This is a genomic window from Nocardioides sp. ChNu-99, assembly GCF_029493445.1.
Taxonomy (GTDB): domain Bacteria; phylum Actinomycetota; class Actinomycetes; order Propionibacteriales; family Nocardioidaceae; genus Nocardioides.
This window is the reverse complement of the sequence record NZ_JAHWBL010000009.1, coordinates 38,955-63,103: the sequence shown is the minus strand read 5'-3', so window position 1 is coordinate 63,103 and position 24,149 is coordinate 38,955. Positions and strand designations below refer to the sequence as shown.

Annotated in this window: 18 protein-coding genes; 11 read left to right on the top strand and 7 right to left on the bottom strand. The window is 75.0% G+C overall.

Annotated elements, in window-relative coordinates:
- Positions 1-16: 16 nt before the first annotated feature.
- Positions 17-2,269, top strand: coding sequence for a catalase/peroxidase HPI (gene katG, locus KK617_RS05240; RefSeq protein WP_277498552.1), 2,253 nt, complete (start codon positions 17-19; stop codon positions 2,267-2,269).
- 110 nt (positions 2,270-2,379) lie between these two features.
- On the opposite strand, the gene KK617_RS05235 is transcribed toward katG, so the two are convergent.
- Positions 2,380-3,900, bottom strand: a complete 1,521-nt coding sequence (locus KK617_RS05235) for a PLP-dependent aminotransferase family protein (RefSeq protein WP_277498551.1) — start codon at positions 3,898-3,900, stop codon at positions 2,380-2,382.
- Between the two features lie 170 nt (positions 3,901-4,070).
- Here KK617_RS05235 and KK617_RS05230 point away from each other — a divergent pair, with 170 nt between their 5' ends.
- A complete protein-coding gene (locus KK617_RS05230; RefSeq protein ID WP_277498550.1) occupies positions 4,071-4,223 on the top strand; it encodes a hypothetical protein in 153 nt (50 codons plus the stop codon).
- Positions 4,224-4,261: 38 nt separating this feature from the next.
- On the opposite strand, the gene KK617_RS05225 is transcribed toward KK617_RS05230, so the two are convergent.
- Positions 4,262-5,296, bottom strand: a complete 1,035-nt coding sequence (locus KK617_RS05225) for a mechanosensitive ion channel domain-containing protein (protein ID WP_277498549.1) — start codon at positions 5,294-5,296, stop codon at positions 4,262-4,264.
- A gap of 166 nt (positions 5,297-5,462) precedes the next feature.
- Between KK617_RS05225 and KK617_RS05220 the strand changes: the two genes are divergently transcribed.
- Genes KK617_RS05220 through KK617_RS05195 form a run of 6 tightly spaced genes read left to right on the top strand, consistent with a single transcriptional unit; the run spans position 5,463 to position 13,168 of the window.
- Positions 5,463-5,585, top strand: coding sequence for a hypothetical protein (locus KK617_RS05220; protein ID WP_277498548.1), 123 nt, complete (start codon positions 5,463-5,465; stop codon positions 5,583-5,585).
- The gene (kdpA, locus tag KK617_RS05215) at positions 5,582-7,246 is read left to right on the top strand and encodes a potassium-transporting ATPase subunit KdpA (protein ID WP_277498547.1); all 1,665 of its coding nucleotides are present in this window, start codon (positions 5,582-5,584) and stop codon (positions 7,244-7,246) included. The genes KK617_RS05220 and kdpA overlap by 4 nt, the downstream gene beginning before the upstream one ends.
- The gene (gene kdpB, locus KK617_RS05210; protein WP_277498546.1) at positions 7,243-9,258 is read left to right on the top strand and encodes a potassium-transporting ATPase subunit KdpB; all 2,016 of its coding nucleotides are present in this window, start codon (positions 7,243-7,245) and stop codon (positions 9,256-9,258) included. The genes kdpA and kdpB overlap by 4 nt, the downstream gene beginning before the upstream one ends.
- Positions 9,259-9,286: 28 nt before the next feature.
- Positions 9,287-9,907 (top strand): potassium-transporting ATPase subunit KdpC, encoded by a 621-nt coding sequence (gene kdpC, locus KK617_RS05205; protein WP_277498545.1) that lies wholly within the window; start codon positions 9,287-9,289, stop codon positions 9,905-9,907.
- Positions 9,908-9,917: 10 nt separating this feature from the next.
- Positions 9,918-12,488, top strand: a complete 2,571-nt coding sequence (locus KK617_RS05200; protein WP_277498544.1) for an ATP-binding protein — start codon at positions 9,918-9,920, stop codon at positions 12,486-12,488.
- On the top strand, positions 12,485-13,168 hold the full coding sequence (locus KK617_RS05195) for a response regulator transcription factor (RefSeq protein ID WP_277498543.1): 684 nt from the start codon (positions 12,485-12,487) through the stop codon (positions 13,166-13,168). Before KK617_RS05200 ends, KK617_RS05195 begins: the two co-directional genes overlap by 4 nt.
- Before the next feature lie 275 nt (positions 13,169-13,443).
- On the opposite strand, the gene KK617_RS05190 is transcribed toward KK617_RS05195, so the two are convergent.
- Both KK617_RS05190 and fdhD read right to left on the bottom strand, forming a co-directional pair.
- Entirely contained in the window at positions 13,444-14,967 is a 1,524-nt protein-coding gene (locus tag KK617_RS05190) for an HNH endonuclease signature motif containing protein (protein ID WP_277498542.1), read from the bottom strand.
- 340 nt (positions 14,968-15,307) lie between these two features.
- Positions 15,308-16,195, bottom strand: a complete 888-nt coding sequence (gene fdhD / locus KK617_RS05185) for a formate dehydrogenase accessory sulfurtransferase FdhD (RefSeq protein WP_277498541.1) — start codon at positions 16,193-16,195, stop codon at positions 15,308-15,310.
- Positions 16,196-16,258: 63 nt separating this feature from the next.
- On the opposite strand from fdhD, the gene KK617_RS05180 reads away from it, so the two are divergent.
- Positions 16,259-18,577 carry an FdhF/YdeP family oxidoreductase gene (locus KK617_RS05180; protein WP_277498540.1) on the top strand — a complete coding sequence of 773 codons (2,319 nt, stop codon included), beginning with the start codon at positions 16,259-16,261 and terminating at the stop codon, positions 18,575-18,577.
- Entirely contained in the window at positions 18,574-19,134 is a 561-nt protein-coding gene (locus tag KK617_RS05175; RefSeq protein WP_277498539.1) for a TIGR03086 family metal-binding protein, read from the top strand. The genes KK617_RS05180 and KK617_RS05175 overlap by 4 nt, the downstream gene beginning before the upstream one ends.
- A gap of 15 nt (positions 19,135-19,149) precedes the next feature.
- Here KK617_RS05175 and KK617_RS05170 read toward each other — a convergent pair whose 3' ends face one another.
- Genes KK617_RS05170 through KK617_RS05160 form a run of 3 tightly spaced genes read right to left on the bottom strand, consistent with a single transcriptional unit; the run spans position 19,150 to position 23,008 of the window.
- Positions 19,150-19,773, bottom strand: a complete 624-nt coding sequence (locus KK617_RS05170) for an acetoacetate decarboxylase family protein (protein ID WP_277498538.1) — start codon at positions 19,771-19,773, stop codon at positions 19,150-19,152.
- Complete coding sequence (locus KK617_RS05165; protein WP_277498537.1) at positions 19,770-21,512, bottom strand: GMC family oxidoreductase; 1,743 nt, start codon at positions 21,510-21,512, stop codon at positions 19,770-19,772. Before KK617_RS05165 ends, KK617_RS05170 begins: the two co-directional genes overlap by 4 nt.
- Positions 21,473-23,008, bottom strand: coding sequence for an NAD(P)/FAD-dependent oxidoreductase (locus KK617_RS05160; protein ID WP_277498536.1), 1,536 nt, complete (start codon positions 23,006-23,008; stop codon positions 21,473-21,475). Before KK617_RS05160 ends, KK617_RS05165 begins: the two co-directional genes overlap by 40 nt.
- 71 nt (positions 23,009-23,079) lie before the next feature.
- Here KK617_RS05160 and KK617_RS05155 point away from each other — a divergent pair, with 71 nt between their 5' ends.
- Entirely contained in the window at positions 23,080-24,132 is a 1,053-nt protein-coding gene (locus KK617_RS05155; protein WP_277498535.1) for an AraC family transcriptional regulator, read from the top strand.
- Positions 24,133-24,149 lie beyond the last annotated feature (17 nt).

Here is a 24,149-nt window from a genome sequence, read left to right as displayed (position 1 = left end):
CCACGGAAGGAACCCGATGTCCACCGAGCCCACTCCCGGCAACGAGCACGGCCAGATCACCACGGACGACCCGGTACCGGCACCCGGCGAGGCGTCCGGCTGCCCGGTCGCCCACGGCAGCACGCTGCCGCACCCCACGCAGGGCGAGCCCAACCGCGTGTGGTGGCCGAACAAGCTCAACGTCGACATCCTGGCCAAGCACGCCCCGGCCAAGGACCCGATGGACCCCGACTTCGACTACGCCGCGGAGTTCTCCTCGCTCGACCTCGCCGCGGTGAAGCGCGACATCGCCGAGGTGCTCACCACCTCGCAGCCGTGGTGGCCGGCCGACTTCGGCAACTACGCCCCCTTCATGATCCGCATGGCGTGGCACAGCGCCGGCACCTACCGCGTGTTCGACGGCCGCGGCGGCGCGGGCGCCGGCATGCAGCGCTTCGCGCCGCTCAACAGCTGGCCCGACAACGTCAACCTCGACAAGGCCCGCCGCCTGATCTGGCCGATCAAGAAGAAGTACGGCAAGAAGATCTCGTGGGCCGACCTCATGATCCTCACGGGCAACGTGGCGCTCGAGTCCATGGGCTTCGAGACCTTCGGCTTCGCCGGCGGCCGCGCCGACGTGTGGGAGCCGGACGACGACGTCTACTGGGGCCCCGAGACCGAGTGGCTCGGCACCGACAAGCGCTTCTCGGGCGACCGCGAGCTGGAGAAGCCGCTGGGCGCCACGACCATGGGCCTCATCTACGTCAACCCCGAGGGCCCCGAGGGCGTGCCGGACCCGGTCGCCGCGGCCCGCGACATCCGCGAGACCTTCGGCCGGATGGCCATGAACGACGAGGAGACCGTCGCGCTCATCGCCGGCGGCCACACCTTCGGCAAGACCCACGGCGCCCACCAGGACGACCGCCTCGGGCCCGACCCCGAGGCCGCGCCGCTGGAGAACCAGGGCTTCGGCTGGAAGAACGGGTACGGCGAGGGCCACGGCGCCGACACCGTCACCAGCGGTCTCGAGGTCACCTGGACCTACCACCCGACCCGCTGGGACAACGAGTTCTTCCACATCCTCTTCGCCTACGAGTGGGAGCTGATGGAGTCGGCCGCGGGCGCGAAGCAGTGGCGCCCGAAGAACGGCTCGGGCGCCGACATGGTGCCGGACGCCCACGGCGACGGCCGTCGCGAGCCCCGCATGCTCACCACCGACCTGGCGCTGCGCTTCGACCCGGTCTACGAGCAGATCTCGCGCCGCTTCCGCGACGAGCCCGAGGCGTTCGCCGACGCGTTCGCCCGCGCCTGGTTCAAGCTCGCGCACCGCGACATGGGCCCGATCCAGCGCTACCTCGGTCCCGAGGTGCCCTCCGAGGTGCTGATCTGGCAGGACCCGGTGCCGGCGGCGACGTACGAGGCCATCGACGGCGAGGACATCGCCGTGCTCAAGAGCCAGGTGCTCAGCTCCGGCCTCACCACCGCCCAGCTCGTCACCACCGCGTGGGCGTCGGCCTCGACGTACCGCAGCAGCGACAAGCGCGGCGGCGCCAACGGTGCCCGCATCCGCCTCGAGCCGCAGAGCGGCTGGGAGGTCAACAACCCCGACGAGCTGGCGCGGGTCCTGCAGGTGCTCGAAGGCATCCAGGAGAACTTCAACGCCAACGCGGGCGCCAAGCAGGTGTCGCTGGCCGACCTCATCGTGCTGGCCGGCTCCGCGGCCGTCGAGCACGCGGCGAAGGAGGGCGGCGTCGACGTCGAGGTGCCCTTCACGCCCGGCCGCACCGACGCGAGCGCCGAGCAGACGGACGTCGAGTCCTTCAGCTACCTCGAGCCCGCCGCCGACGGCTTCCGCAACTGGGTGGGCAAGGGCAACCGCCTCCCGGCGGAGTTCCTGCTCGTCGACCGCGCCAACCTGCTGGGGCTGACCGCGCCCGAGATGACCGTCCTCGTGGGCGGCATGCGGGTGCTCGGCGCCAACCAGGACGGCTCCGCCACCGGCGTCCTCACCGACCGCCCGGGCGTGCTGACGAACGACTTCTTCGTCAACCTGCTCGAGCTCGGCACCACGTGGACGGCGACCGACGACACCAAGGAGACCTACACGGGCGTCACGGCCACCGGCGAGACGGTCGTCGGCAGCCGGGTCGACCTGCTGTTCGGTGCGAACTCCGAGCTGCGCGCCATCGCCGAGGTCTACGCCAGCGACGACGCGGGCGAGAAGTTCGTGCGCGACTTCGTCGCCGCGTGGACGAAGGTCATGGAGGCCGACCGCTTCGACCTGGTCTGAGCACGACCCGGCGCACGCGCCGGGAGCACGACGTACGACGAGGCCCGCGGCACCCGCCGCGGGCCTCGTCCCGTCTGCGGGTCCCGTCCGCCCCTCCGCGAGCCGCCCGCTCAGAGGGTGAGGGGCTGGCGGTGCGGGCCCGGCGCGGCGCCGCGGGCGGTGCGGCGCAGGTGGGTGACGTCGCGGTGCAGGTCGTCCCACACCTCCCGCAGCACCGCGACGCCCGCGGCGATGACCTCGGGCGCGGCCGTGAACGGCACGCGCAGGAACCGCTCGTGGGTGCCGTCGATGCAGAACTTCGGCCCGGCGGTCACCCGCAGCCCGCGGGCCTGGGCCGCCGAGGCGAGAGCCGAGCTGACCGGCACCCCGAGGTCGACCCACAGGCACAGCCCGCCCGCGACGTCGGGCACCTGCCAGGCCGGCAGGTCGCGACGCAGCAGCCCGACGAGCAGGTCGCGCCGCTCCCGCAGCTCCTCGCTGCGGGCGCGCACCATGGCGTCGTACCGGTCGAGCACGACGCCCGCCACCCGCTGCTCGAACGCCGGGGTGCCGAGGTCGCCCGCCGGGCGGCGGTGGGCCAGCTGGTGCACGGTCCGGGCGTCCGCGCGGACCCAGCCGATCCGCAGCCCGCCCCACGCGACCTTGCCGAGCGAGCCCAGCGTGACGGCGCTCGCGAGGCGGTCGGTGCACAGGGCCGCGAACGGCTCCCCGGCGGGCCGGCCGTCCAGGTCGAGGTCCACGGTCGTCTCGTCCACCACGAGCACCGTGCCGCTGCGCCGGGCGGCGGCCGCCACCCGCCGGCGGTCCTCGGCGCCGAGGGTCGCGCCCGTCGGGTTGTGGAAGTCGGGCAGGAGGTACGCCAGGGCCGGGCGCACCCGGTCGAGCACGTCGACGAGGTGGTCGACGTCCCAGCCGTCGGACCCGACCGGCGTCGGCACCAGGCGGGCGCCGGCCTCGCGCAGCGCCTCGTAGCCGTGGGGGTACGTCGGGGACTCCACCACCACGCGGTCACCGGGCCGCAGCAGCGTGCGGGCCACCAGCGCCAGCCCGTGCTGGGCGCCGAGGGTCACCATGACCTCCTCGGGCGTGGTGGGCAGGCCGCGGCGGGTGTAGCGGTCGGCGATGCGGGCCCGCAGGGCCGGGTCGCCCAGCACGTCGAAGCCGCCGAGCGCTAGCACGCCCTCGGCGTCGGCGGCCACCTCGCGCAGGACGTCCGCCAGGCCGACGACGGGGCCGGGCACGGCGTGGGCGAAGTCGACGGCCGCCCGCTCGCCGTCCCGCGGCGCCGGGAGCACCGTCACGCTGCCGGAGCCCCGCACGCTCACGAGGTGGCCGGTCTCGCGGAGCCGCGCGTAGGCCGAGACGATCGTCGTGCGGCTGCGGCCCAGCTCCTCGGCCAGCTCACGCTCCGCGGGCAGGCGGGTCTGCGGGGCGAGGCGTCCGTCCTCGACGAGGAGTCGCACGCGGTCGGCGAGGGCGACGTACGCCGCGCCGCGCCCGGCGTCCCAGTCCGGCCCCAGGAGGGTGGCGAGGCGCCGTGCCCCCACGTGCGCCCGCACGGCCGGGCGCGCGACGAGGGGCAGGGGAGCGGGGGCGGCGGTGGTGTCGGGGACAGGACGAGACGGGGGCACGGGGCCATTCCACCAGTCCGCCCGGCCCCGGCGCAGGTCCAACCGCGCGCGGGTGGACCTCGAACCGCCCGCAGCGGACCAGTCCGCGTGCACTGGACCGCGCGCGCACCACGCCGCGACCGGTCCACTCGCACCGTGGCCCCACCCGGGGCCGGACGAGGAGAAGGGCCATGACGGTGGAGCTGACGGAGCTGGTGGGTGCGGTGGCGGCCGGGGGAGCGCTGCTGGCGCTGGGCGCCCGGACCCTGTGGGTGGTCGGCGCGGACCGTGCGCGACCGCAGCGGACGGACGCGGCGTACGACACCCGCCGACCCCGGCCCTAGGGCGTCGGGAGCGGCGGGTGCCGGGAGGTGCGGGTGCGTCAGGCGGCGACGACCTCGAGGCGCTGGCGGGGCAGGGCCTCGGGGTTGTGCTCCTGCACCCAGGCGACGAGGCGCTCGCGCACGAGGCACCGCAGGTCGAACAGGGTGCCGGGGTCGTCGGCGGTGACGCTGGCGCGCACCTGCACGAAGCCCTGCGTGGCCCCGGTGACCACGAGACCGCTGTCCCGGCCGTTGAACAGCTCGGTGTCGGCGAGCACCCTCTCGAACTCGCTGCGCAGGCCGTCGAGGTCGATGTGCCAGTCGAGGTCGAGCTCGACGGTGCCCATCATCTCGGAGTCCTTGCGCGTCCAGTTCTCGAACGGGTTGCTCGTGAAGTAGGTGCAGGGGAGCACGAGGCGGCGGTCGTCCCAGATCTTCACGACGACGTAGGAGAGCGTGATCTCCTCGATGGTCCCGTACTCCTCCTCGACGATCACCACGTCGTCGATGCGGATGGCGTCGCTGAAGGCGAGCTGCAGACCGGCGAAGAGGTTGCCGAGGGTGGACTGGGCGGCGAGGGCGGCCACGACGGAGACGAGGCCCGCGGAGGCCAGGAGGCTGGCGCCGACGGCGCGCACGCCGGGGAACGACAGCAGGATGGCACCGAGCGCGACGACCACGATGCCGACCACGACGAGCCGGCGCGCGACCTGCACCTGGGTGCGCACGCGCTTCGCGTTGCGGGGGTCCAGCTCGAGGTCCGCGCGGCGCAGCGCGGCGTCGACGACGAAGAGCACGACGACCGCGAGCAGCCACGCCCCGTTGACGATGCCGAGGATGCGCAGGCCCAGCGCCACCGTGTCCCACAGCTCCGCCCCGTCGCCGCGGGGTCTGTTGGCGGCGACCACGGCGTTGAGGCCGATGACCAGCACGAGCACGCGGAACGGGAAGCGGGCCGTGCGGACGAGGTCCTCGGCGGGCGGCCAGCGGTGACCGACCCGTCGTACGGCGGCGGGGACGACCGCGCCGATCGCGACGGAGACGGCCACCACGACGCCCGTGGACCAGAGCAGCTGCAGGAGCTCGGGAGGCATCACTCCACCATGGGGGAACGGCGCCGCTGCCTCAAGTCGCTGCGCCGGAGGTGCGCGTGAGGCGCGCCACGGCCCGGTCAGCGTCGCGTCAAGACGGGCCCGCGGGGCGTCAGGGAACCGTCAAGGACGTCGGTGCGGCGCGGCGGGCGGCGCCACGATCCCGGGCGTGACTGATCTCCTCCTCGTGGCGCTGACGCTCGTCGTGTTCGCGCTCCTCACGCTGCTGGTCGGCCGGCTCGACCGGGACCGACCGGGTACGGCGGCTCGCGACGCGGGTGCCGACCGGTGAGCGCCGTCGTCCCCGCCGTCGGCCAGGTGCTGGTCCTCGTGGCCGTCCTCGCCCTCGCCGTGCCCCTGCTGGGCCGCCACCTGGCCCGCACCTACACCTCCGCGGACCACCTCGGGATCGAGCGGGTGGCCTACCGCGCGCTGCGCCTGGACCCCGACGCCGACCAGCACTGGCGCACGTACGCCCTGTCGGTGCTCGGCTTCTCGCTCGTCGGCATCCTCGCGCTGCAGGCGCTCGGCCGGCTGCAGCAGCACCTGCCGTTCTCGCTCGGGTTCGGGGCGCTGCCCGCGGACGGCGCCTGGAACACCGCGGTCAGCTTCGTGACCAACACGAACTGGCAGTGGTACTCCGGCGAGGCGGCGCTGGGCCACCTCGCGCAGGCCTCCGGTCTCACGGTGCAGAACTTCGTCTCGGCGGCCTCCGGCATGGCGGTGGCGGCCGCCTTCGCCCGCGCGCTGGCGCGCAGCGAGGCCGGTGGGCGGATCGGCAACTTCTGGACCGACCTGGTGCGCGGCGTCGTCCGCGTGCTGCTGCCCGTCGCCCTCGTCTCCGCCGTGCTGCTCGTGCTGCTCGGCGTCGTGCAGAACCTGCACGCCCCGCGCGTCGTCTCGACGCTCACGGGCGGCGAGCAGAGCGTCACCGGCGGTCCGGTGGCCAGCCAGGAGGCGATCAAGGAGCTCGGCACGAACGGCGGCGGCTTCTACAACGCGAACTCGGCGCACCCGTTCGAGAACCCGACGCCGCTGTCGAACCTCCTCGAGATCGGCCTGATGTTGCTGGTGCCCCTCGCGATGGCGTGGGCGTTCGGCCTCATCGTCGGCGACCGGCGCCAGGGCGCGGCCGTCCTCGGCGCGATGGGCGGGCTGTTCCTCGTCGGCGTGACCCTGCTGACCTGGGCCGAGATGGCAGGGCCCGGCACGGTGCCCGAGGCGGCCGGCGGGGCGCTGGAGGGCAAGGAGCTGCGGTTCGGCACGGCCGGTTCGGCGCTCTTCGCGGCGGCCACGACCGGCACGTCGACCGGGGCGGTCAACGCGATGCACGACTCCCTGACGGCGCCCGGTGGCGGCGTGGCGATGTTCGGCATGCTGCTCGGCGAGGTGTCGCCCGGCGGCGTCGGGTCCGGGCTCTACGGCATGCTCGTGCTCGCGGTGGTCACGGTGTTCGTCGCCGGGCTGATGGTCGGCCGCACGCCGGAGTACCTCGGCAAGAAGATCGGCCAGCGCGAGATCGTGCTCGTCGCCGGCTACGTGCTGACTACGCCGTTCCTCGTGCTCGTCGGCACCGCGGTCGCCCTGTCGGTCCCCGCCGGTCTGGCCGGGCTGCAGGAGGACGGGCCGCACGGCCTCTCCGAGGCGCTCTACGCGGTGGCCTCGGCCTCCAACAACAACGGCAGCGCCTTCGGCGGCCTGACCTCGGGCACCCCGTTCTGGAACACGCTGCTCGGCGTCTGCATGCTGCTCGGCCGGTTCCTGCCGATGGTGCTCGTCCTCGCCCTCGCGGGGCGCTTCGCCACCGCCAAGCGGCTGCCTGCCGGCGCCGGCACCCTGCCGACCCACCGCCCCCTGTTCGTGGTCCTCCTCGTCGGCGTCGCGCTCGTCGTGGTCGGCCTGACCTTCGTCCCCGTGCTCGTCCTCGGCCCGATCGTGGAGTCCCTCTCGTGAACCGCACCGCACTGCTCGACCCCGCCCAGCTCGCCACCGCCCTGCCCGGCGCCCTCGCGAAGCTCGACCCCCGGGCGCTCGTCGCCACCCCCGTGATGCTCGTCGTCGAGGTGGGGGCCGTGCTGACCACGGTGCTCGCCGTCCTCGACCCGAGCTTCTTCGCCTGGTCCGTCACCGTCTGGCTCTGGCTGACCGTGCTGTTCGGCAACCTCGCCGAGTCGGTCGCGGAGGGGCGCGGCAAGGCCCAGGCGGCCAGCCTGCGGGCGCTGCAGACCGAGACGACGGCGCGGCGTCGTACCCCCGCGGGCACGCTCGAGGACGTGCCGAGCACCGCGCTGCGGGCCGGCGACCTCGTCGTCGTCGAGGCGGGGGAGCGCATCCCCGGCGACGGCGACGTCGTCGAGGGCGTGGCGTCGGTCGACGAGTCGGCCGTGACGGGCGAGTCGGCCCCGGTCATCCGCGAGTCGGGCGGCGACCGCTGCGCCGTCACCGGTGGTACGACGGTGCTGTCGGACCGCATCGTCGTGCGGATCACCTCCGACCCGGGCCGCTCGTTCGTCGACCGGATGATCGGTCTCGTCGAGGGCTCGGAGCGCCAGCGCACGCCCAACGAGATCGCGCTCGACGTGCTGCTCGGGGCGCTGACCGCCGTCTTCGTCGTGGTCTGCGCGACCCTGTGGGTCGTCGCCGACCACAGCGGCGCCCGCGTGCCCGTCCTCGTGCTCGCCGCGCTGCTGGTGTGCCTCATCCCCACGACGATCGGCGCGCTGCTCTCGGCGATCGGCATCGCGGGCATGGACCGCCTGGTGCGCCGCAACGTGCTCGCCATGTCGGGCCGCGCCGTCGAGGCCGCGGGCGACGTCGACGTGCTGCTGCTCGACAAGACCGGCACCATCACGCACGGCAACCGTCGGGCGCACGAGGTGCTGACCACGCCGGGCGTGCCCCGCGAGGAGCTCGTCGAGGCGGCCCTGCTGTCCTCGCTCGCCGACGAGACCCCGGAGGGGCGCAGCATCGTGGAGCTGCTCGCCGGGCCGGGCGAGCACGCCGTACCGGCCGGGGCGGTGCTCGTGCCCTTCTCGGCCACGACCCGCACCAGCGGCGTGGACCTGGCGGACCGCTCGGTGCGCAAGGGGGCCGCGTCCGCGGTGTGCGCCTGGGCCCGGGAGACCGGGGGAGCGGAGCCCGCCGAGGTGCTCGCGGCCGTCGAGCAGGTGAGCGCCGCGGGCGGCACGCCCCTGGTGGTCGCCGAGCGGCGCGGCCAGGAGCCGGTGCGGCTGCTCGGCGTCGTGCACCTCAAGGACGTCGTCAAGGACGGCATGCGGGAGCGCTTCGCCGAGCTGCGGGCCATGGGCATCCGCACGGTGATGATCACCGGCGACAACGCGATCACCGCCGCCGCCATCGCCCACGAGGCCGGCGTGGACGACTTCCTCGCCGAGGCCACGCCCGAGGACAAGCTGGACCTCATCCGCGAGGAGCAGGCGGGCGGGCGCATGGTCGCGATGTGCGGCGACGGCACCAACGACGCGCCGGCGCTGGCCCAGGCCGACGTGGGGGTCGCGATGAACACGGGCACGACCGCGGCCAAGGAGGCCGGCAACATGGTCGACCTCGACTCCGACCCGACGAAGCTCATCGACGTCGTGGAGATCGGCAAGCAGCTGCTCATCACCCGCGGGGCGCTGACGACCTTCTCGGTGGCGAACGACGTGGCGAAGTACTTCGCGATCCTGCCGGCGATGTTCGTCGTGGCCTTCCCGCAGCTCGACGTCCTCAACGTCATGCGGCTCTCCAGCCCGGAGTCGGCCATCCTCTCCGCGGTCGTCTTCAACGCGCTCGTCATCGTCGCGCTGATCCCGCTCGCCCTGCGCGGCGTGCGCTACCGGCCCGACTCCGCGGACCGGCTGCTGCGCCGCAACCTCCTGGTCTACGGCGTCGGCGGCCTCGTGACCCCGTTCGTCGGGATCAAGCTCATCGACCTCGTCGTCTCCCTCCTGCCCGGTCTGTGACCCGGCCGTCCCCCGAGAGGAACCACCCGTGAGAGACCTCCTCACCCTGCTGCGCCAGTCCCTGGCCGGGCTGCGCGTCCTGCTCGCCGCCACGCTGCTCGTCGGCGTCGCCTACCCGCTCGCCGTCACCGGCATCGCCCAGGCCGTCTCCCCGTGGCGCGCGAACGGCTCGCTCGTCACCGCGGACGGGGACCGCACCACCGACCCCGGCGAGGCCGTCGGCTCGGCCCTGCTGGGCCAGGGAGTCGACGACGCCGGGCTCTTCCAGCCCCGCCCCTCGGCGGCCGGTGACGGCTGGGACCCGCTGGCGACGGCCGGCTCCAACCTCGGCCCCGAGAGCCCGGAGCTGCTCGCGCTGGTCGAGGAGCGCCGTACCGAGGTCGCGGCCCGCGAGGGCGTCGACCCCGCCGACGTCCCCCCGGACGCGCTGACCGCGTCGGCCTCGGGCCTGGACCCGCACGTCTCGCAGGAGTACGCCGCGCTGCAGGTCCCGCGGGTCGCGGCCGCCCAGGGCCTGGCCGAGGACGAGGTGCGCGCGCTCGTCGCCGAGCACACGTCCGGTCGCACGCTCGGCGTCCTCGGCGAGCCGCACGTCGACGTGCTGGGGCTCAACATCGCGGTGCTCGGGGCCGCGGGCGAGGGCGACTAGATTGGCGCGCATGACGCCGTCGGACCAGGGGAGGCGCGGTCGGCTGACCGTGTACCTCGGGGCCGCCCCGGGGGTGGGCAAGACCTACGCGATGCTCGGTGAGGCCCACCGCCGGGCGGCGCGGGGCACCGACGTCGTCGTCGGGTACGTCGAGACCCACGACCGCGTCCACACCGTCGGGCAGGTGGAGGGCCTGGAGGTCGTGCCGCGGCGCACCGTGACCTACCGCGGCGCCACCTTCACCGAGATGGACACCGAGGCGGTCATCGCCCGGCGCCCGGCGGTGGTGCTGGTCGACGAGCTCGCGCACACCAACGTGCCGGGCTCGCGCCACGAGAAGCGCGCGCAGGACGTGGAGGAGATCCGCGCGGCCGGCATCGACGTCATCACCACGGTCAACATCCAGCACCTGGAGTCGCTCAACGACGAGGTGGAGCGCATCACGGGCGTCCGGCAGCGCGAGACGGTGCCCGACGAGGTGGTGCGCACCGCCGAGCAGATCCAGCTCGTCGACATGTCCCCGGACGCGCTGCGGCGCCGGATGGCCCACGGCAACATCTACCGGGCGGAGAACGTCGACGCGTCGCTCGCGTCGTACTTCCGGGTGGGCAACCTGACCGCGCTGCGGGAGCTGGCGCTGCTGTGGCTGGCCGACCGGGTGGACGCGGCGCTGGGGGACTACCGCCGCGCCCACCGCATCGCCGAGCCGTGGCCCGCCAAGGAGCGGATCGTCGTCGCCGTCACCGGCGGACCCGAGAGCGAGACGCTGCTGCGCCGCGGCGCCCGCCTCGCGCAGCGGGCGGCGGGGGCGGAGCTGCTCGCGGTGCACGTCATCGCCACCGACGGCCTGCGCGGCACCGACGAGCGCCGCCTGGCCCGGTCGCAGCAGCTCGTCGCCACCCTGGGCGGCACCTTCCACGCCGTGGCCGCCGACGACGTGCCCGCCGCGGTGGTCGACTTCGCGACGGGCGTCAACGCGACGATGGTCGTGGTCGGCGTCTCGCGCCACGGCCGGGTACGCCGGCTCTTCGCCGGCACGACCGGTGACCGCATCGCCTCGCTCGCCGGCGCGATCGACGTGCACCTCGTGACCCACGACCACGTGGCGCGGCTGACGCGCACCCGCTCGACGCTGAGCCCCCTGAGCCCGCTGCGGCAGGGGATCGGGTGGGCCCTGGCCGTGCTGCTCCCGGTGGCGCTCGGGGCGGCGCTGCACGAGGTGGCTGCCACCGACGACCTGCCGCTGGCGACCCTCCTGCTGCTCGCCGCGACCGTGCTGGTGGCGCTCGTCGGCGGGCTGATGCCGGCGCTGCTGGCGGCGCTGGTGGCGTTCGTGACGCTCAACGTCTGGTTCACGCCGCCCTTCGACAGCCTCACCATCGCCGAGCCGCGCAACGCGGTGACGCTGGCGGTGTTCCTCGCCGTGGCGGCGGCCGTCGCGACGGTCGTCGACCGGGCCTCGCGACGGGCCGCGGAGTCGGTGCGGACCCGCACGGAGGCCGCGACCATGGGGGCGCTGTCGCGCTCGGTGCTGACCGGGCAGGACACCGCGGAGGCCATCGTCGCCAAGGTGCGGGAGGTGTTCGGGCAGGACGCCGTCGCCCTGCTGGAGCGCTCGGGCGCCGGGTGGGCGACGGTCGCGCGCTCCGGCGAGGGCGACGCGGGGTCGCCCGAGGCCGGCCGCACGCGCGCCGAGGTCGACGCCGACCACGTGCTCGTGCTCTGCGGCGAGCCCCTGCGGGCCAGCGACCGGCGGGTGCTCGAGGCGTTCGCCGTGCAGACGAGCCTGGTGCTGGAGTACCGCCGCCTGCGCGCCCGCGAGGAGCGCGCCGCCGCCCTCGAGAGCGCCGAGTCGACGACGACCGCGATCCTGCGGGCCGTCTCGCACGACCTCCGCACCCCGCTCGCCACGATGCGCGCCAGCGTCGACGGGCTGCTGGTCGGCGGGCTCGACGCCGAGGACCGGGCCGCGCTCGTCGAGTCGGTCGACGACGCGACCGACCAGCTGGAGCGTCTCATCAACAACCTGCTCGACCTGTCCCGGTTGCAGACCGGCGTGCTGCGCCCGGTGCTGCGCGACCTCAGCCTCGTCGAGGTGCTGCCGCTGGCGGTGGCGGGGCACCCGCCGGGCGCGGTGCGGCTGGAGCTGGACGAGGCGACGCCGCTGGTGCGCACCGATCCCGGGCTCGTCGAGCGCGTGGTGGCGAACGTGCTGGGCAACGCCGTGCGCGTCTCGCGCGGCGCCCCGGTGCGGGTGCTCGTGCACGCCGGCCCGACCAACGTCGACGTGCTCGTCGTCGACCAGGGGCCTGGCGTGCCCGCCGCCGAGCGGGAGCGCATGTTCGAGCCGTTCCAGCGGCTCTCCGACACCGGTGGTGGCGGCCTCGGGCTCGGCCTCGCCGTCGCCCGCGGGCTGACCGAGGCCGTCGGCGGGGCGCTGTCCGCCGAGGACACGCCCGGCGGGGGACTGACCCTCGTGCTGACCCTGCCGCGCGCCGTACCGGGCGGTGCGGAGGCGGGTGCGGAGGCGGAGGCGGGCGCCGGTCTTGCGTCCCCGACGGCGGCCGAGGTCGCGCGGTGAGCCCGAGGGTGCTGGTCGTCGACGACGAGCCGGCCCTCGCGCGGGCGCTGGCGATCAACCTGCGGGCGCACGGCTGGGAGGTCGTGACCGCCGCGGACGGGCGCGGGGCGCTCGAGGCCGCGGCCTCGACCCGGCTGGACGTCGTGCTGCTCGACCTCGGCCTGCCCGACATGGACGGCACGGAGGTGCTGGCCGGCCTGCGCGGCTGGACGAGCGTGCCCGTGGTCGTGCTCTCCGCGCGCCAGCACGGCGAGGACAAGGTCGAGGCCCTCGACCTCGGGGCCGACGACTACGTGACGAAGCCCTTCGCGATGAACGAGCTGATGGCGCGCCTGCGCGCGGCCGTACGGCGCGGCGCCACCGCCGCCCCCTCCGTCGACCCCGTCGTGGAGGTCGGTGACCTGATGATCGACCTGGCCCGCAAGAAGGTCGCCCGGGGAGGTGTGGACGTGCGGCTCACCCCCACGGAGTGGGGGTTCCTCGAGCTGCTGGCGCGCAACGTCGGCCGGCTCGTGACCCGCGAGCAGGTGCTGCGCGAGGTGTGGGGCCCGGGCTACGAGCACGAGATGCACTACCTGCGCGTCTACGCCGCCCAGCTGCGCGGCAAGCTCGAGGCCGACCCGGCCCACCCCCGCCACCTCGTCACCTCCGCCGGGCTCGGGTACACGCTCGAGCCGTAGGCCCGGCGGCCGCCTGGCCCGCGCGGTGCCCCGTCCGGTGGTTGAGGTGGCCGCCCCGGCGGCCCTCGAAACCAGGTCGGGCATGCCGGTGGCCCCGTCCGGTGGTTGAGGTGTGGCCGCCCCGGCGGCGCTCGAAACCAGGTCGGGCATGCCGGTGGCCCCGTCCCGTGGTTGAGGTGGCCGCCCTGGCGGCGCTCGAAACCACGCCTGGACATGCCGGTGGCCCCGCCACGGTGGTGCTCGGTGGCGGGGTCGGCGGTGCGCTGCTGCCTGGCTCAGTCGAACGGCGTCGTGCCGGTGGAGTCGACGGCGTAGCGGAGCCCGTGCGGGCTGGTCCAGATGTAGGTGCCGAGTGGATCGCGGTAGTAGTGCCATCGCCGGTCAGGCGGCGGGTGCACGTCGGGTGGGTCGCTGCTGGGTGGACCGAAGTCGAGTGGGCTGGCCCCGGTCGGGGAGGGGTGTGTCTTGATCCGGTGTTCGCCCCGACACAGTGGCGCCAGGTTGCTGGTCGAGGTCTGCCCGGCGCCGGGTGCTGCTTCTCGCCGGTAGGCCTCGGTGTGGTCGAGGTCGAGGTCTCGTGCTGGTCGTCCGCAGTAGGGGAACGCGCAGGTGGGTCGGTCGAGCCGGACCCTCTCGGCGATGCGGTCGGGGATCTCGTAGGCGTCGACGGCGACGTGCTCGGCGAGGTCGATGACGGGCATGACGGTGACCTTGGTGCCGGGCGTGCGGCACCAGTCGCGGACCTGGTCGGCGGTGACGAGGCCGCGGGTGTTCTCGAGGCGGGCCAGGTCGATTCCGACGCTGCCGGTGGCGGGGTCGATGCTGGGTCCTGCGTCCATTCCGTCGCCGCTGCGGTGCGAGGCAGTCGCGGCGTCGCTGAGGTGGACGTAGAGCACGACCTGCCGCGCAGGTGTCCGGGTCGAGCCGACCGGCGTGTCCCGGTCTGGGTCGGCGCCGTCCAGGTCGAGCGCGGTCTGTCGCCGGGCGAGCTCGCCCACCGCCATGGAGCGGCGGACGTCGAGGTCGGCGTCCCATCCGGCGGCGGCGAGGTCGGCCGCCACTCGCTGCACGGCGTTGTTCAGGTCGAGGGCGTCGGCGACGTCGAGGGATCCGTGCACGGCGACAACTCCGGTCCACGGCGACGCGCTGTCGGCGGGGGTCGTCTCGATCGCGAAGTACCGACCCGCGTCGGCGTCCGCCCGGTCCAGCTCGGCGTTCTCGGGGTCGAACCGGGCTACCGCTTCGGCGACGAGGCGCTCGACGGTCGGCATCGTGGCGCGGTGCGCGAGGGGGGCGAGGTTGCGGTCGACGAAGTCCGCGGCCTCGGGGGTGAGGGTGCGGGTGAGGGCGGCGATCTTCCTCGCGCGCCACACTGGCAGCGCCTGCTTCTGCGTCAGGGGGTCGGCCCCGGCGAGGACACGGTCCCAGAGGCGGGGGAGGCGGTGGCGCAGCTCGATCGCGTCACCGACGAGCGGTCGGCCGGAGGCGACGGAGCGGCCGAGGGCTGCGGAGATCTCGTACAAGCAGAACTCTGAGACCAGCGGCGCGCCCGGACCGCCGAGCTCGAGGAACCGATCCCCGCCGGGGACCGAGGTGGGGTCTTCCGACCAGAGCCCGAGCGGGCCGATCGGGTCGCCCACGGTGCCGTCGGTGTGGGCGTCGGCCCAGTCCGCGACCGCGACGAACGCCGCCACCTCCGCCGCGCGCTGAGCCGCTGCAGCGGCTCGGGCGGCTGCGAGCAGCGCCGTCGAGTCGATGGCCGGAGGGGCCTCGACGACGGCGGTGCTCGGGTGGTTCATACGGACAACGCTAGGGGCGACCACCGACAGTTCCGGGTCCGAGAGCGGGGGCTGGGGAAAGAAGATCTAGGAGTCTGAGCGTCGCCAGAGCCCCTCGGCCGGCGACCGTTCTCGAGGTGGTTTCGAGGGCCGCTGGGGCGGCCGCCTCAACCACCGGTTCGGCCGCTGGGGCGGCCACCTCAACCACCGGGTCGAGCGCGGCCGCCACAACCACCGGGAAGGGCACAGCCGCGTCGAACCCCGTGGTTTCGAGGGCCGCTGGGGCGGCCACCTCAACCACCGACCGGAGCCACCTCGACCACCGGACCGAGGACCGCCCCCGACCCCGGACCGCCCCCCGTCACCCGCCGACGCGGTCGCCGCCGGCGTACACGGTGAGGCGATCGCCGCGGGAGAACCCCACGACGGTCAGGCCGGTGCGCTGGGCGAGCTCGACGGCGAGCGACGAGGGCGCGCCGACGGCGGCGAGGACGGGGATGCCGGCCATGACCGCCTTCTGCGCCAGCTCGAAGGACGCCCGTCCGCTCACCTGCAGCACGGTGCCGCGGAGGGGGAGGCGCTGCTCGCGGTGCGCCCAGCCGACCACCTTGTCGACGGCGTTGTGGCGTCCGACGTCCTCCCGCACGACGAGCCGGTCGCCGGCGGCGGTGAACAGGCCGGCGGCGTGCACCCCGCCGGTGCGCTCGAAGTCGCCCTGCTGCTCCCGCAGGCCGTCGGGCAGGGCGGCCAGCACGGACGCGTCGACGACGGTGGGGTCGTCGCCCAGGTCGTGGCTCGAGGTGGTGGCGACCGCGTCGATCGACTCCAGCCCGCAGACGCCGCAGGCGCTGGTGCCCTCCACCCGCCGCCCGCGGGTCGCGGCGACGGCGGCCGCGACGGGGGACACGGCGGCGTCCACCACGTTGTAGGTCTGCAGCCCGTCGGGGCCCACGCCCGCGCAGTAGCGCAGCTCCACCAGGTCGGTCGGCGCGCGCAGCACGCCGTCGCCGACCAGGAACCCGGCGACGAGGTCGAAGTCGTCGCCGGGGGTGCGCATGGTGACGGCGTACGGCGCGCCCGCGACGCGCACCTCCAGCGGTTCCTCGACCGCCAGGTGCTCCTCGCGGGTACGGCGGGCCAGCACGGCCGTACCTCCCGGCCCGCCCGAGCCGCCCGGCGCTCCCGGCCCGGTCGCCTCGGGCAGGCGCAGCACGGTGGCGCGCACGCGTCGTACCCGCTTGCCGGCCACGCAGGGCCCCCTTCACGAGGAGTAGGTTGGCCGCCAGCCTAGCCAGCAGGGGAGGACGTCGTGGTGCGTCGCAGCTCGGTCGACCGCGCGGTCGAGAACATCGACGAGTCGGCGCTGGAGGTGGGCCCGCCGAAGGAGCGCGCCGTCGGCGTGCCGGCCGTCGCCCGCGCCACGCAGATGGCGGTCGAGCAGATGGGCGCGGCCCGCACCGCGCGCACGCTCGCCCTGGTCAACCAGACCCACGGGTTCGACTGCCCCGGCTGCGCGTGGCCGGAGGCGAAGCACCGCAGCCGCGCCGAGTTCTGCGAGAACGGCGCCAAGGCGGTGGCCGAGGAGGCGACGAAGCGGCGGGTGCCGCCGGAGTTCTTCGCCGCCCACCCAGTGGCCGAGCTGGCCACCTGGGACGACTACTCGCTGGGCCAGCAGGGCCGACTCACCCAGCCGATGCTGCTCGACGAGGGCGCGACGCACTACCGGCCCGTCAGCTGGGAGGAGGCGTACGACGTGGTGGCGCAGGAGGTCGCGCGCCTGTCGAGCCCCGACGAGCTGGTGTTCTACACGTCGGGCCGCACGTCGAACGAGGCCGCGTTCTGCTGGCAGCTGCTGGCGCGCGGCCTCGGCACGAACAACCTCCCGGACTGCTCCAACATGTGCCACGAGTCCAGCGGCTCGGCGCTCACCGAGACCATCGGCATCGGCAAGGGCAGCGTCTCGCTGCTCGACGTCGAGACCGCCGAGCTCGTCGTCGTGGCGGGCCAGAACCCCGGCACCAACCACCCCCGCATGCTCTCCGCCCTGGAGAAGACGAAGCGGGCGGGCGGGCGCATCGTGGCGATCAACCCGCTGCGCGAGGCCGGGCTCCTGCGCTTCGACAACCCGCAGAAGGTCCGCGGGGTCGTGGGCAGCGGGACCGACCTCGCCGACGTCTACCTCCAGGTGCGCCTCGGCGGCGACCAGGCGCTCTTCCAGGCCCTCGGGGCCCTGCTGCTCGAGGCCGAGGACGCCGCCCCCGGCACGGTGCTCGACCACGAGTTCCTCGCCGACCACACCCACGGCTTCGAGGAGTACGCCGCCCACCTGCGGGCCCTGGACTGGTCCGAGGTCGAGACCGCCACGGGCCTGCCCCGCGCGCAGATCGCGGAGGTCGCGGACCTGCTGCGCGAGTCCCGCTCGACCGTCCTGTGCTGGGCCATGGGCCTCACCCAGCACAAGCACTCGGTGCCCACGCTGCGCGACGCCGTCAACCTGCTGCTGCTCCAGGGGAACATCGGCAAGCCCGGTGCGGGTGTGTGCCCGGTGCGGGGCCACTCCAACGTCCAGGGCGACCGCACGATGGGCATCTTCGAGCGGATGCCGGACGAGTTCCACGACGCGCTCGACGCCGAGTTCTCCTTCGCGTCCCCCCGCGCCCACGGCCACGACACGGTCGCCGCCATCGAGGCCATGCGCGACGGCACGGCGAAGGTCTTCCTCGGGATGGGCGGCAACTTCGCCCGGGCGACCCCCGACACCGCGGTGACCGAGGCGGCGCTGGCCTCGCTCGAGCTGACCGTGCAGGTCTCCACGAAGCTCAACCGCTCCCACGTCGTGCACGGGCGCCGCGCCCTCATCCTGCCGACGCTGGGCCGCACCGACCGCGACGTGCAGGCGACCGGCCCCCAGCGCGTCACGGTCGAGGACTCGATGAGCGCGGTGCACGCCTCCGAGGGTCGGCTCGAGCCCCCGAGCGAGCACCTGCGCAGCGAGGTCGCGATCATCACCGAGCTCGCGGAGCGGCTGCTCGCCGGCCGCCCGGGTGCCCCCGTCGCCGACTGGCGGGCCTTCCGGGAGGACTACGCCACCATCCGCGCGGCGGTGGAGCGCGTCGTACCCGGGTTCGAGGACTTCGAGCGGCGCATCGACTCCCCGGGTGGCTTCGTGCTGCCGAACAAGCCACGCGACGAGCGGGGCTTCGCGACGGCGTCGGGCCGGGCCGAGCTCACGGTGAACGCCCTGGAGTACCCCCGCGTGCCGCCCGGGCGCCTGCTCCTGCAGACGATCCGCTCGCACGACCAGTACAACACCACGATCTACGGCCGCGACGACCGCTACCGGGGCATCAGCGGCGGGCGTCGGGTGGTGTTCGTGCACCCCGAGGACGTGCGCGCGCTGGGCCTGGCCGACGGCGACCTCGTCGACCTCGTCTCGGAGTGGGCGGACGGCGATCGCCGCGCACCGGACTTCCGCGTGGTCCCGTACGCGACCCCGCGGGGCTGCGTGGCGGCGTACTACCCGGAGACGAACGTGCTCGTCCCCCTGGGCTCCTACGCCGACACGAGCCGCACGCCCACGTCGAAGTCGGTCGTCGTGCGGCTCGAGCCCGTCACGGGCGGTGACCGGTGAGCGCCGAGCACGCCCGCACGCACGCCGCCGCGGTCGCGAACCTCTCCGCGATCGTCGACGGCGTCACCGACTGGGCCGCGCCCACGCCCGTCGCCGAGTGGCGCGCGCGGGACGTCGTCGGACACCTCGTCGAGTGGCTGCCGGGGTTCCTCGGCGGGTCCGGCGTCGAGCTGCCCGGCGGGCCCGGGGCCGCCACCGACCCGGTCGCCGCCTGGCGTCACCACGCCGTCGCCGTGCAGGAGCTGCTCGACGACCCGGCCACCGACGGGCTCGTCCTCGCGAACCCGCACGTCGGCGAGCTGCCGGTGCCGGACGCCGTCGACCGCTTCTACACGACCGACGTGTTCCTGCACGCCTGGGACCTCGCCCGGTCCTCCGGCCAGCCCCACGGCCTCGACCCGCAGTGGTGCGCGGCCGTGCTCGCCGGCATGGAGCCGGCCGAGGCGGTGCTGCGGGCCAGCGGGCAGTTCGGCGAGCGGGTCGCCGTACCCGACGACGCCCCGGCGCCGGACCGGCTCATGGCCTTCCTGGGCCGCGACCCCGCCTGGCGTCCCTGAGGCCGCGGACCGACCTCAGGCGCCGAAGCGCATCGCGAACCCGTCGACCCGCACGCTGGCCAGGGGACGGGCACCGGTCAGCCACGCGAGCGGCCCGTCGGCCGGTGACTCCCAGGTGGCGCGGGCGAGCCGCACGGACCGCGCGCTCGCCCGCACCGGCGTCCACACGGTCGCGGCGCCGGGCGCGTCCGGCGGCCCCACGGGCAGGGTCTGCGCGATGTGGGCGGTGGCCGGGAACGGCAGGGGTACGCCGGGCAGGCGGCCCGGCCGGAAGGTCGCGCGGGCCAGCGGGGTGCCGTCCCGGCGCGCCTCCAGCGCGCCGTCGCCGAGGGCGGGGAACGACGCCAGGTTCTTCGGCACCCCCCACAGCGCGCGCCCGCCGTCGCGGGAGGCGGGGGAGTCGACCCAGATGTCGGTGATCGCCAGCCCCACCCGGGCGCCCGAGCGCACGAGGACGCCGGCGAGGAGCTCGCCGTACGTCATCTGCCCGGGCGGGCGGTAGTCGACGAACATCGTGAGCGCCACCCGGCCGACCGGCCGCACCCCCGCGGGCAGCGGCGGCAGCGACCCGCGCACGCGCCACGCGCTGATCCAGCCGCGGCCCGTCAGGTCCCACGGCTGCGGCGGGTACCCGCTCATGCCGGCTCCCTCGTGACGGTCGGGCCCAGCCGCAGGGCGGCGGGGGCGGACGTCGGCACCACCGGGTGCCGGGGTGCGACCGGCGCGATCCGCTGGTACGGCGTACCCAGCGGCGGGCGGGGGTCCGCCTCGCCCTTGTTCGGCCACAGCGAGACCGCGCGCTCGGACAGCGCGGTGATCGACAACGACGGGTTGACCCCGAGGTTGGCGCACAGCGCGGAGCCGTCGACGACGTGGAGCCCGGGGTGGCCGTGGACGCGGTGGTAGGGGTCGATGACGCCCTCCTCGGCGCTGGCCCCCATCCGGCAGCCGCCGGTGAAGTGGCCGGTGGTCGGCACGTCGACCAGGTCGTTCCAGGCGCCGGCGGGCTCGCCGTCCACCTGCTCGGCGATGCGGCGGGCGAGGGCGTGGCCGGCGGGGATCCACACGGGGTTCGGCTCGCCCTCGCCCGGACGGGCCGTCAGGCGGCGCCCCGGACGACCGGTGAGCCGCCGCTTGCGCAGGCCCGTCGTCAGCGAGTTGTCGAGCGACTGCATGACGAGCAGCACGATGGTGCGCTCCGACCAGTCCCGCGGGTCGTGGAACGCCAGCAGCGAGCGCCGCTTGCGCCACATCTCGCGCAGGCCGACGCGCCAGCGCAGCACGCCCTCCTCGGGGTCGGCGAGCGTCGCCATCAGCAGCGCCATCGCGTTCGACCCGGGGCCGTAGCGCACCGGCTCCACGTGCGTCGACTCGTCGAGGTGGATCGAGGAGGTGATCGCCACGCCCTCGCTGAAGTCGGTCGTGCCGTGCCGGCCCGAGCGCTTCGCGCGCACCCCGAGGATCGCCTCGGAGTTGGTGCGCGACAGCTCGCCGAGCCGCGGCGAGATGCCCGGCAGCGAGCCCGAGGCGCGCAGCCGGTGCAGCAGCCGCTGCGTGCCGAGCGCGGCCGCCGAGAACACGACCTGCTCCGCGGTGAACGTGCGGCCCGTCCGGAGCGAGCCCGACGGGCGGGTCGTGACGGCGTACCCGCCCCCGGGGAGCGGTCGGACGTCGGTGACGGTGGTCATCGGGTGGACCTCCGCGCCGGCCTGCTCGGCGAGGTGGAGGTAGTTCTTCACCAGCGTGTTCTTGGCCCCGACCCGGCACCCGGTCATGCACGAGCCGCAGTCGGTGCAGGCCGTGCGCTCCGGACCGACCCCGCCGAAGTAGGGGTCGGCCACGCGCTCGCCGGGCGCGACGCCGTGGTCCTCGGGCCGCAGCACGCCGACGGGCGTCGGCACGAACGAGTCGGCGACCCCGAGGTCCTCGGCCGCCCGCCGCATCACGTCGTCCGAGGGGGTGCGGCGGGGGTACGTCGTGACGCCCAGCATCCGCTTGGCCTGGTCGTACGGGCCGCGCAGCTCGTCGCGCCAGTCGGTGAACCGCGCCCACGAGGGGTCGCGGTAGAAGGTCTCGCCCGGCTCGTAGAGCGTGTTGGCGTAGACGAGCGAGCCGCCGCCGACGCCCGCCCCCGACAGCACGAGCACGTCGCCGAGCAGCGTCATCCGCTGGATGCCGGACAGGCCCATGCGGGGCGCGAAGACGTAGTCGCGCAGGCGCCACGAGGACGTCGCGAACTCGTCGTCGGCGAAGCGGCGCCCCGCCTCGAGCACGCCGACCCGGTAGCCCTTCTCGACCAGGCGCAGCGCCGTGACGCTGCCGCCGAAGCCGGAGCCGATCACGAGGACGTCGTGGTCGTGTGCGGGGTCGTGCGGCATGCCCTCACCTCCTCGTAGTCGTCGAGCGCGAGCTCGGCGGTGCGGCGCTGGTACTCCGCCACCGTGCCCGGCCAGTTCGTCGTGATGCGGCCGGTGACGGTGCGGTACCAGCTCGCGCACCCCGCCCACACGCTGCGCGAGAGCCGCTCCTGCACCTCGCGGTCGTAGGCCTCGAACGCCTCCCGCCGCACCTCGAGACCCACCGCCCCGCGGGCGCGGGCCGCAGCCGTGGCGCGGGCCAGCTGCGCGACGTACGCCGCCTGGGGCTCGATCATCCCGAGGATGCTGGAGCCGCCGAGGTTCGTGTTGGGGCCGTACATGAGCGCCAGTCCCGGGAAGCCGGGGACCGTGACGCCGAGGTGGGCGCTCGCGCCGTGGCGCCACGTCTCGTGCAGCCGCTCGCCGTCGCGGCCGGTGACCTCGAGGTGGCGCAGGAAGTCGGTGGCGGCGAAGCCGGTGCCCCAGACGACCACGTCCACCTCGTGGCGTCGGCCGTCCGCGTCGACGACGGCGTCGGGCTCGACGCGGGCGACGGGCGCGGTGACGACGTCGACGTGCGGGCGGTCGAGGGTGCGGTACCAGTCGTTGGAGAAGAGCAGCCGCTTGCAGCCCAGCGGGTCGCTCGGCACGAGACGGGCGCGGAGGGCGGGGTCGCGCACCTGTCGACGCAGGTGCAGCCGCCACGCGCGGTGCAGCACGCGGGGGAGCGCCGAGCGGGGCAGTGCGCCGGTGAGCGCGCCGTTGAGCCACTCCGACAGGTGCCACACCGCTCGCCGCTCGAGACGGCGCAGCACCGCCGAGCGGGCCAGCAGGCGGCGCAGCCACCCGGGGTAGGCGCCGTCGGGCTTCATCACGACGTAGGGCGCCGAACGCTGGAAGACCGTGATGGAGCCCGCCCGGTCCGCGATGCCCGGCACGAGCTGGATCGCGCTCGCGCCGGTGCCGACGACCGCCACGCGCCTCCCGGCGAGGTCGACGTCGTGGCGCCAGGTGGCGGAGTGGAAGACGGGCCCGGCGAAGGACTCGAGCCCCGGCAGGGCCGGTACGACGGGCTCGCTCAGCTGCCCCACCGCACTGACGACCAGGTCGGTCTCGAGCGTCTCGCCCGAGGCGAGCGTGACCGTCCAGCGGCCGGTCGTGTCGTCGTACGTCGCGGCCACGGCCCGCACGCCGGTGCGCACGAGGGGGCGCAGGCCACGCCGGTCGGCGACCCGCTCGAGGTAGGCCAGGATGTCCGGCTGCTCGGAGTAGACCCGCCGCCAGCCGGGGTTGGAGTCGAACGAGAACGAGTAGAGCGAGGACGGGACGTCGCACGCGGCGCCGGGGTAGGTGTTGTCGCGCCAGACCCCACCGACGCCGTCGGCGCGCTCGAGGACGACGACGTCGACGCCCTCTGCGCGCAGGGTGTCCGCCGCGGCGAGGCCGGCGAAGCCGGCGCCGATGACGACGGCCGAGAGCCGGACGGGGGCCTCCGGGAGGGGGCGGGTGGTCGACATGGTGGTGACGCTAGGAGGAGCGGGGTGTGAGCCACGAGACATTCGCGGCCAGGTGATCCATGATTCCGGCCATGGTTGGTCTCCCCGTCGACGCCGCGTCCCCGGCGTCGTTCCCCGACCCGGTGCCGCGGGACTGGCACTTCCCGCGCTCGGTGGCCGGGGTGGCGGTGCTGCTCGACTGGGCGCGCTCGCGTGGGCTCGACGCGGCCGAGCTGCTGCGCGGCACCGGGCTGGCCGTCGCCGACGTGCACGTCGGTCCGGCGGGGGAGCGGGAGGTCACGGCCGACCAGGAGCTCACCGTCGTGCGGGCGCTGCTGCGCCACCTGCGTGCGGGTGCACCCGGCGGGGCGGGTGGGACGGCCGGCACGGGCGAGGACGCCCGGCTCGGTGCCGAGGTCGGCGGTGCCTACCACCTCAGCTCGTTCGGGATCTTCGGGTTCGCCCTGCTGGCGAGCCCGACGCTGGCCGACGCCGTCACGATGGCCACGCGCTACCTCGACCTCAGCTTCACCTTCGCGCTGCCGCGCGCCGAGCTGGTGCCGGCCGCGGGGACGGCGGACGCGGCGGTGCGGGTCGTCGTCGACGGCACGACCCTGCCCGCGGACGTGCGCGCGTTCCTCGTCGCCCGTGACGCCGTGGCCATCGCGACCGCGCTCGTCGAGCTGCTGCCCGACATGCCCGTGCGCGCCGAGCACTCCGCGGAGCGCGCCGAGATCACCTTCGCCGCCCGCCACCTCGGCCGCAGCCTGCCGCAGGGCAACCCGCAGACGGTCGCGGTCTGCGAGGGCCTGTGCGCCGACCTGGTGTCCCGGCGCCGGGCGCGGACCGGGGTCGCCCAGGAGGTGCGGGTGCTCGTCGCGCAGGAGCTCTCCCACGGCGCCCCCGCGGCGGCGGTGGCCGCGCGGCTCGGGCTGAGCGAGCGCACGCTGCGCCGACGGCTGGCGGGGGAGGGCACGTCGTACTCGGAGCTGCTCGACGAGGTGCGCAGCACGCTCGCGGTCGAGCTGCTGGCCACCACCCTGAGCCTCGACGACGTGGCGCTGCGGCTGGGGTACGCCGAGGCGTCCAGCTTCATCCACGCGCACCGGCGGTGGACCGGGCGGACGCCGCGCCAGCGGGGGTGACTCACCGGGGCCCGGGC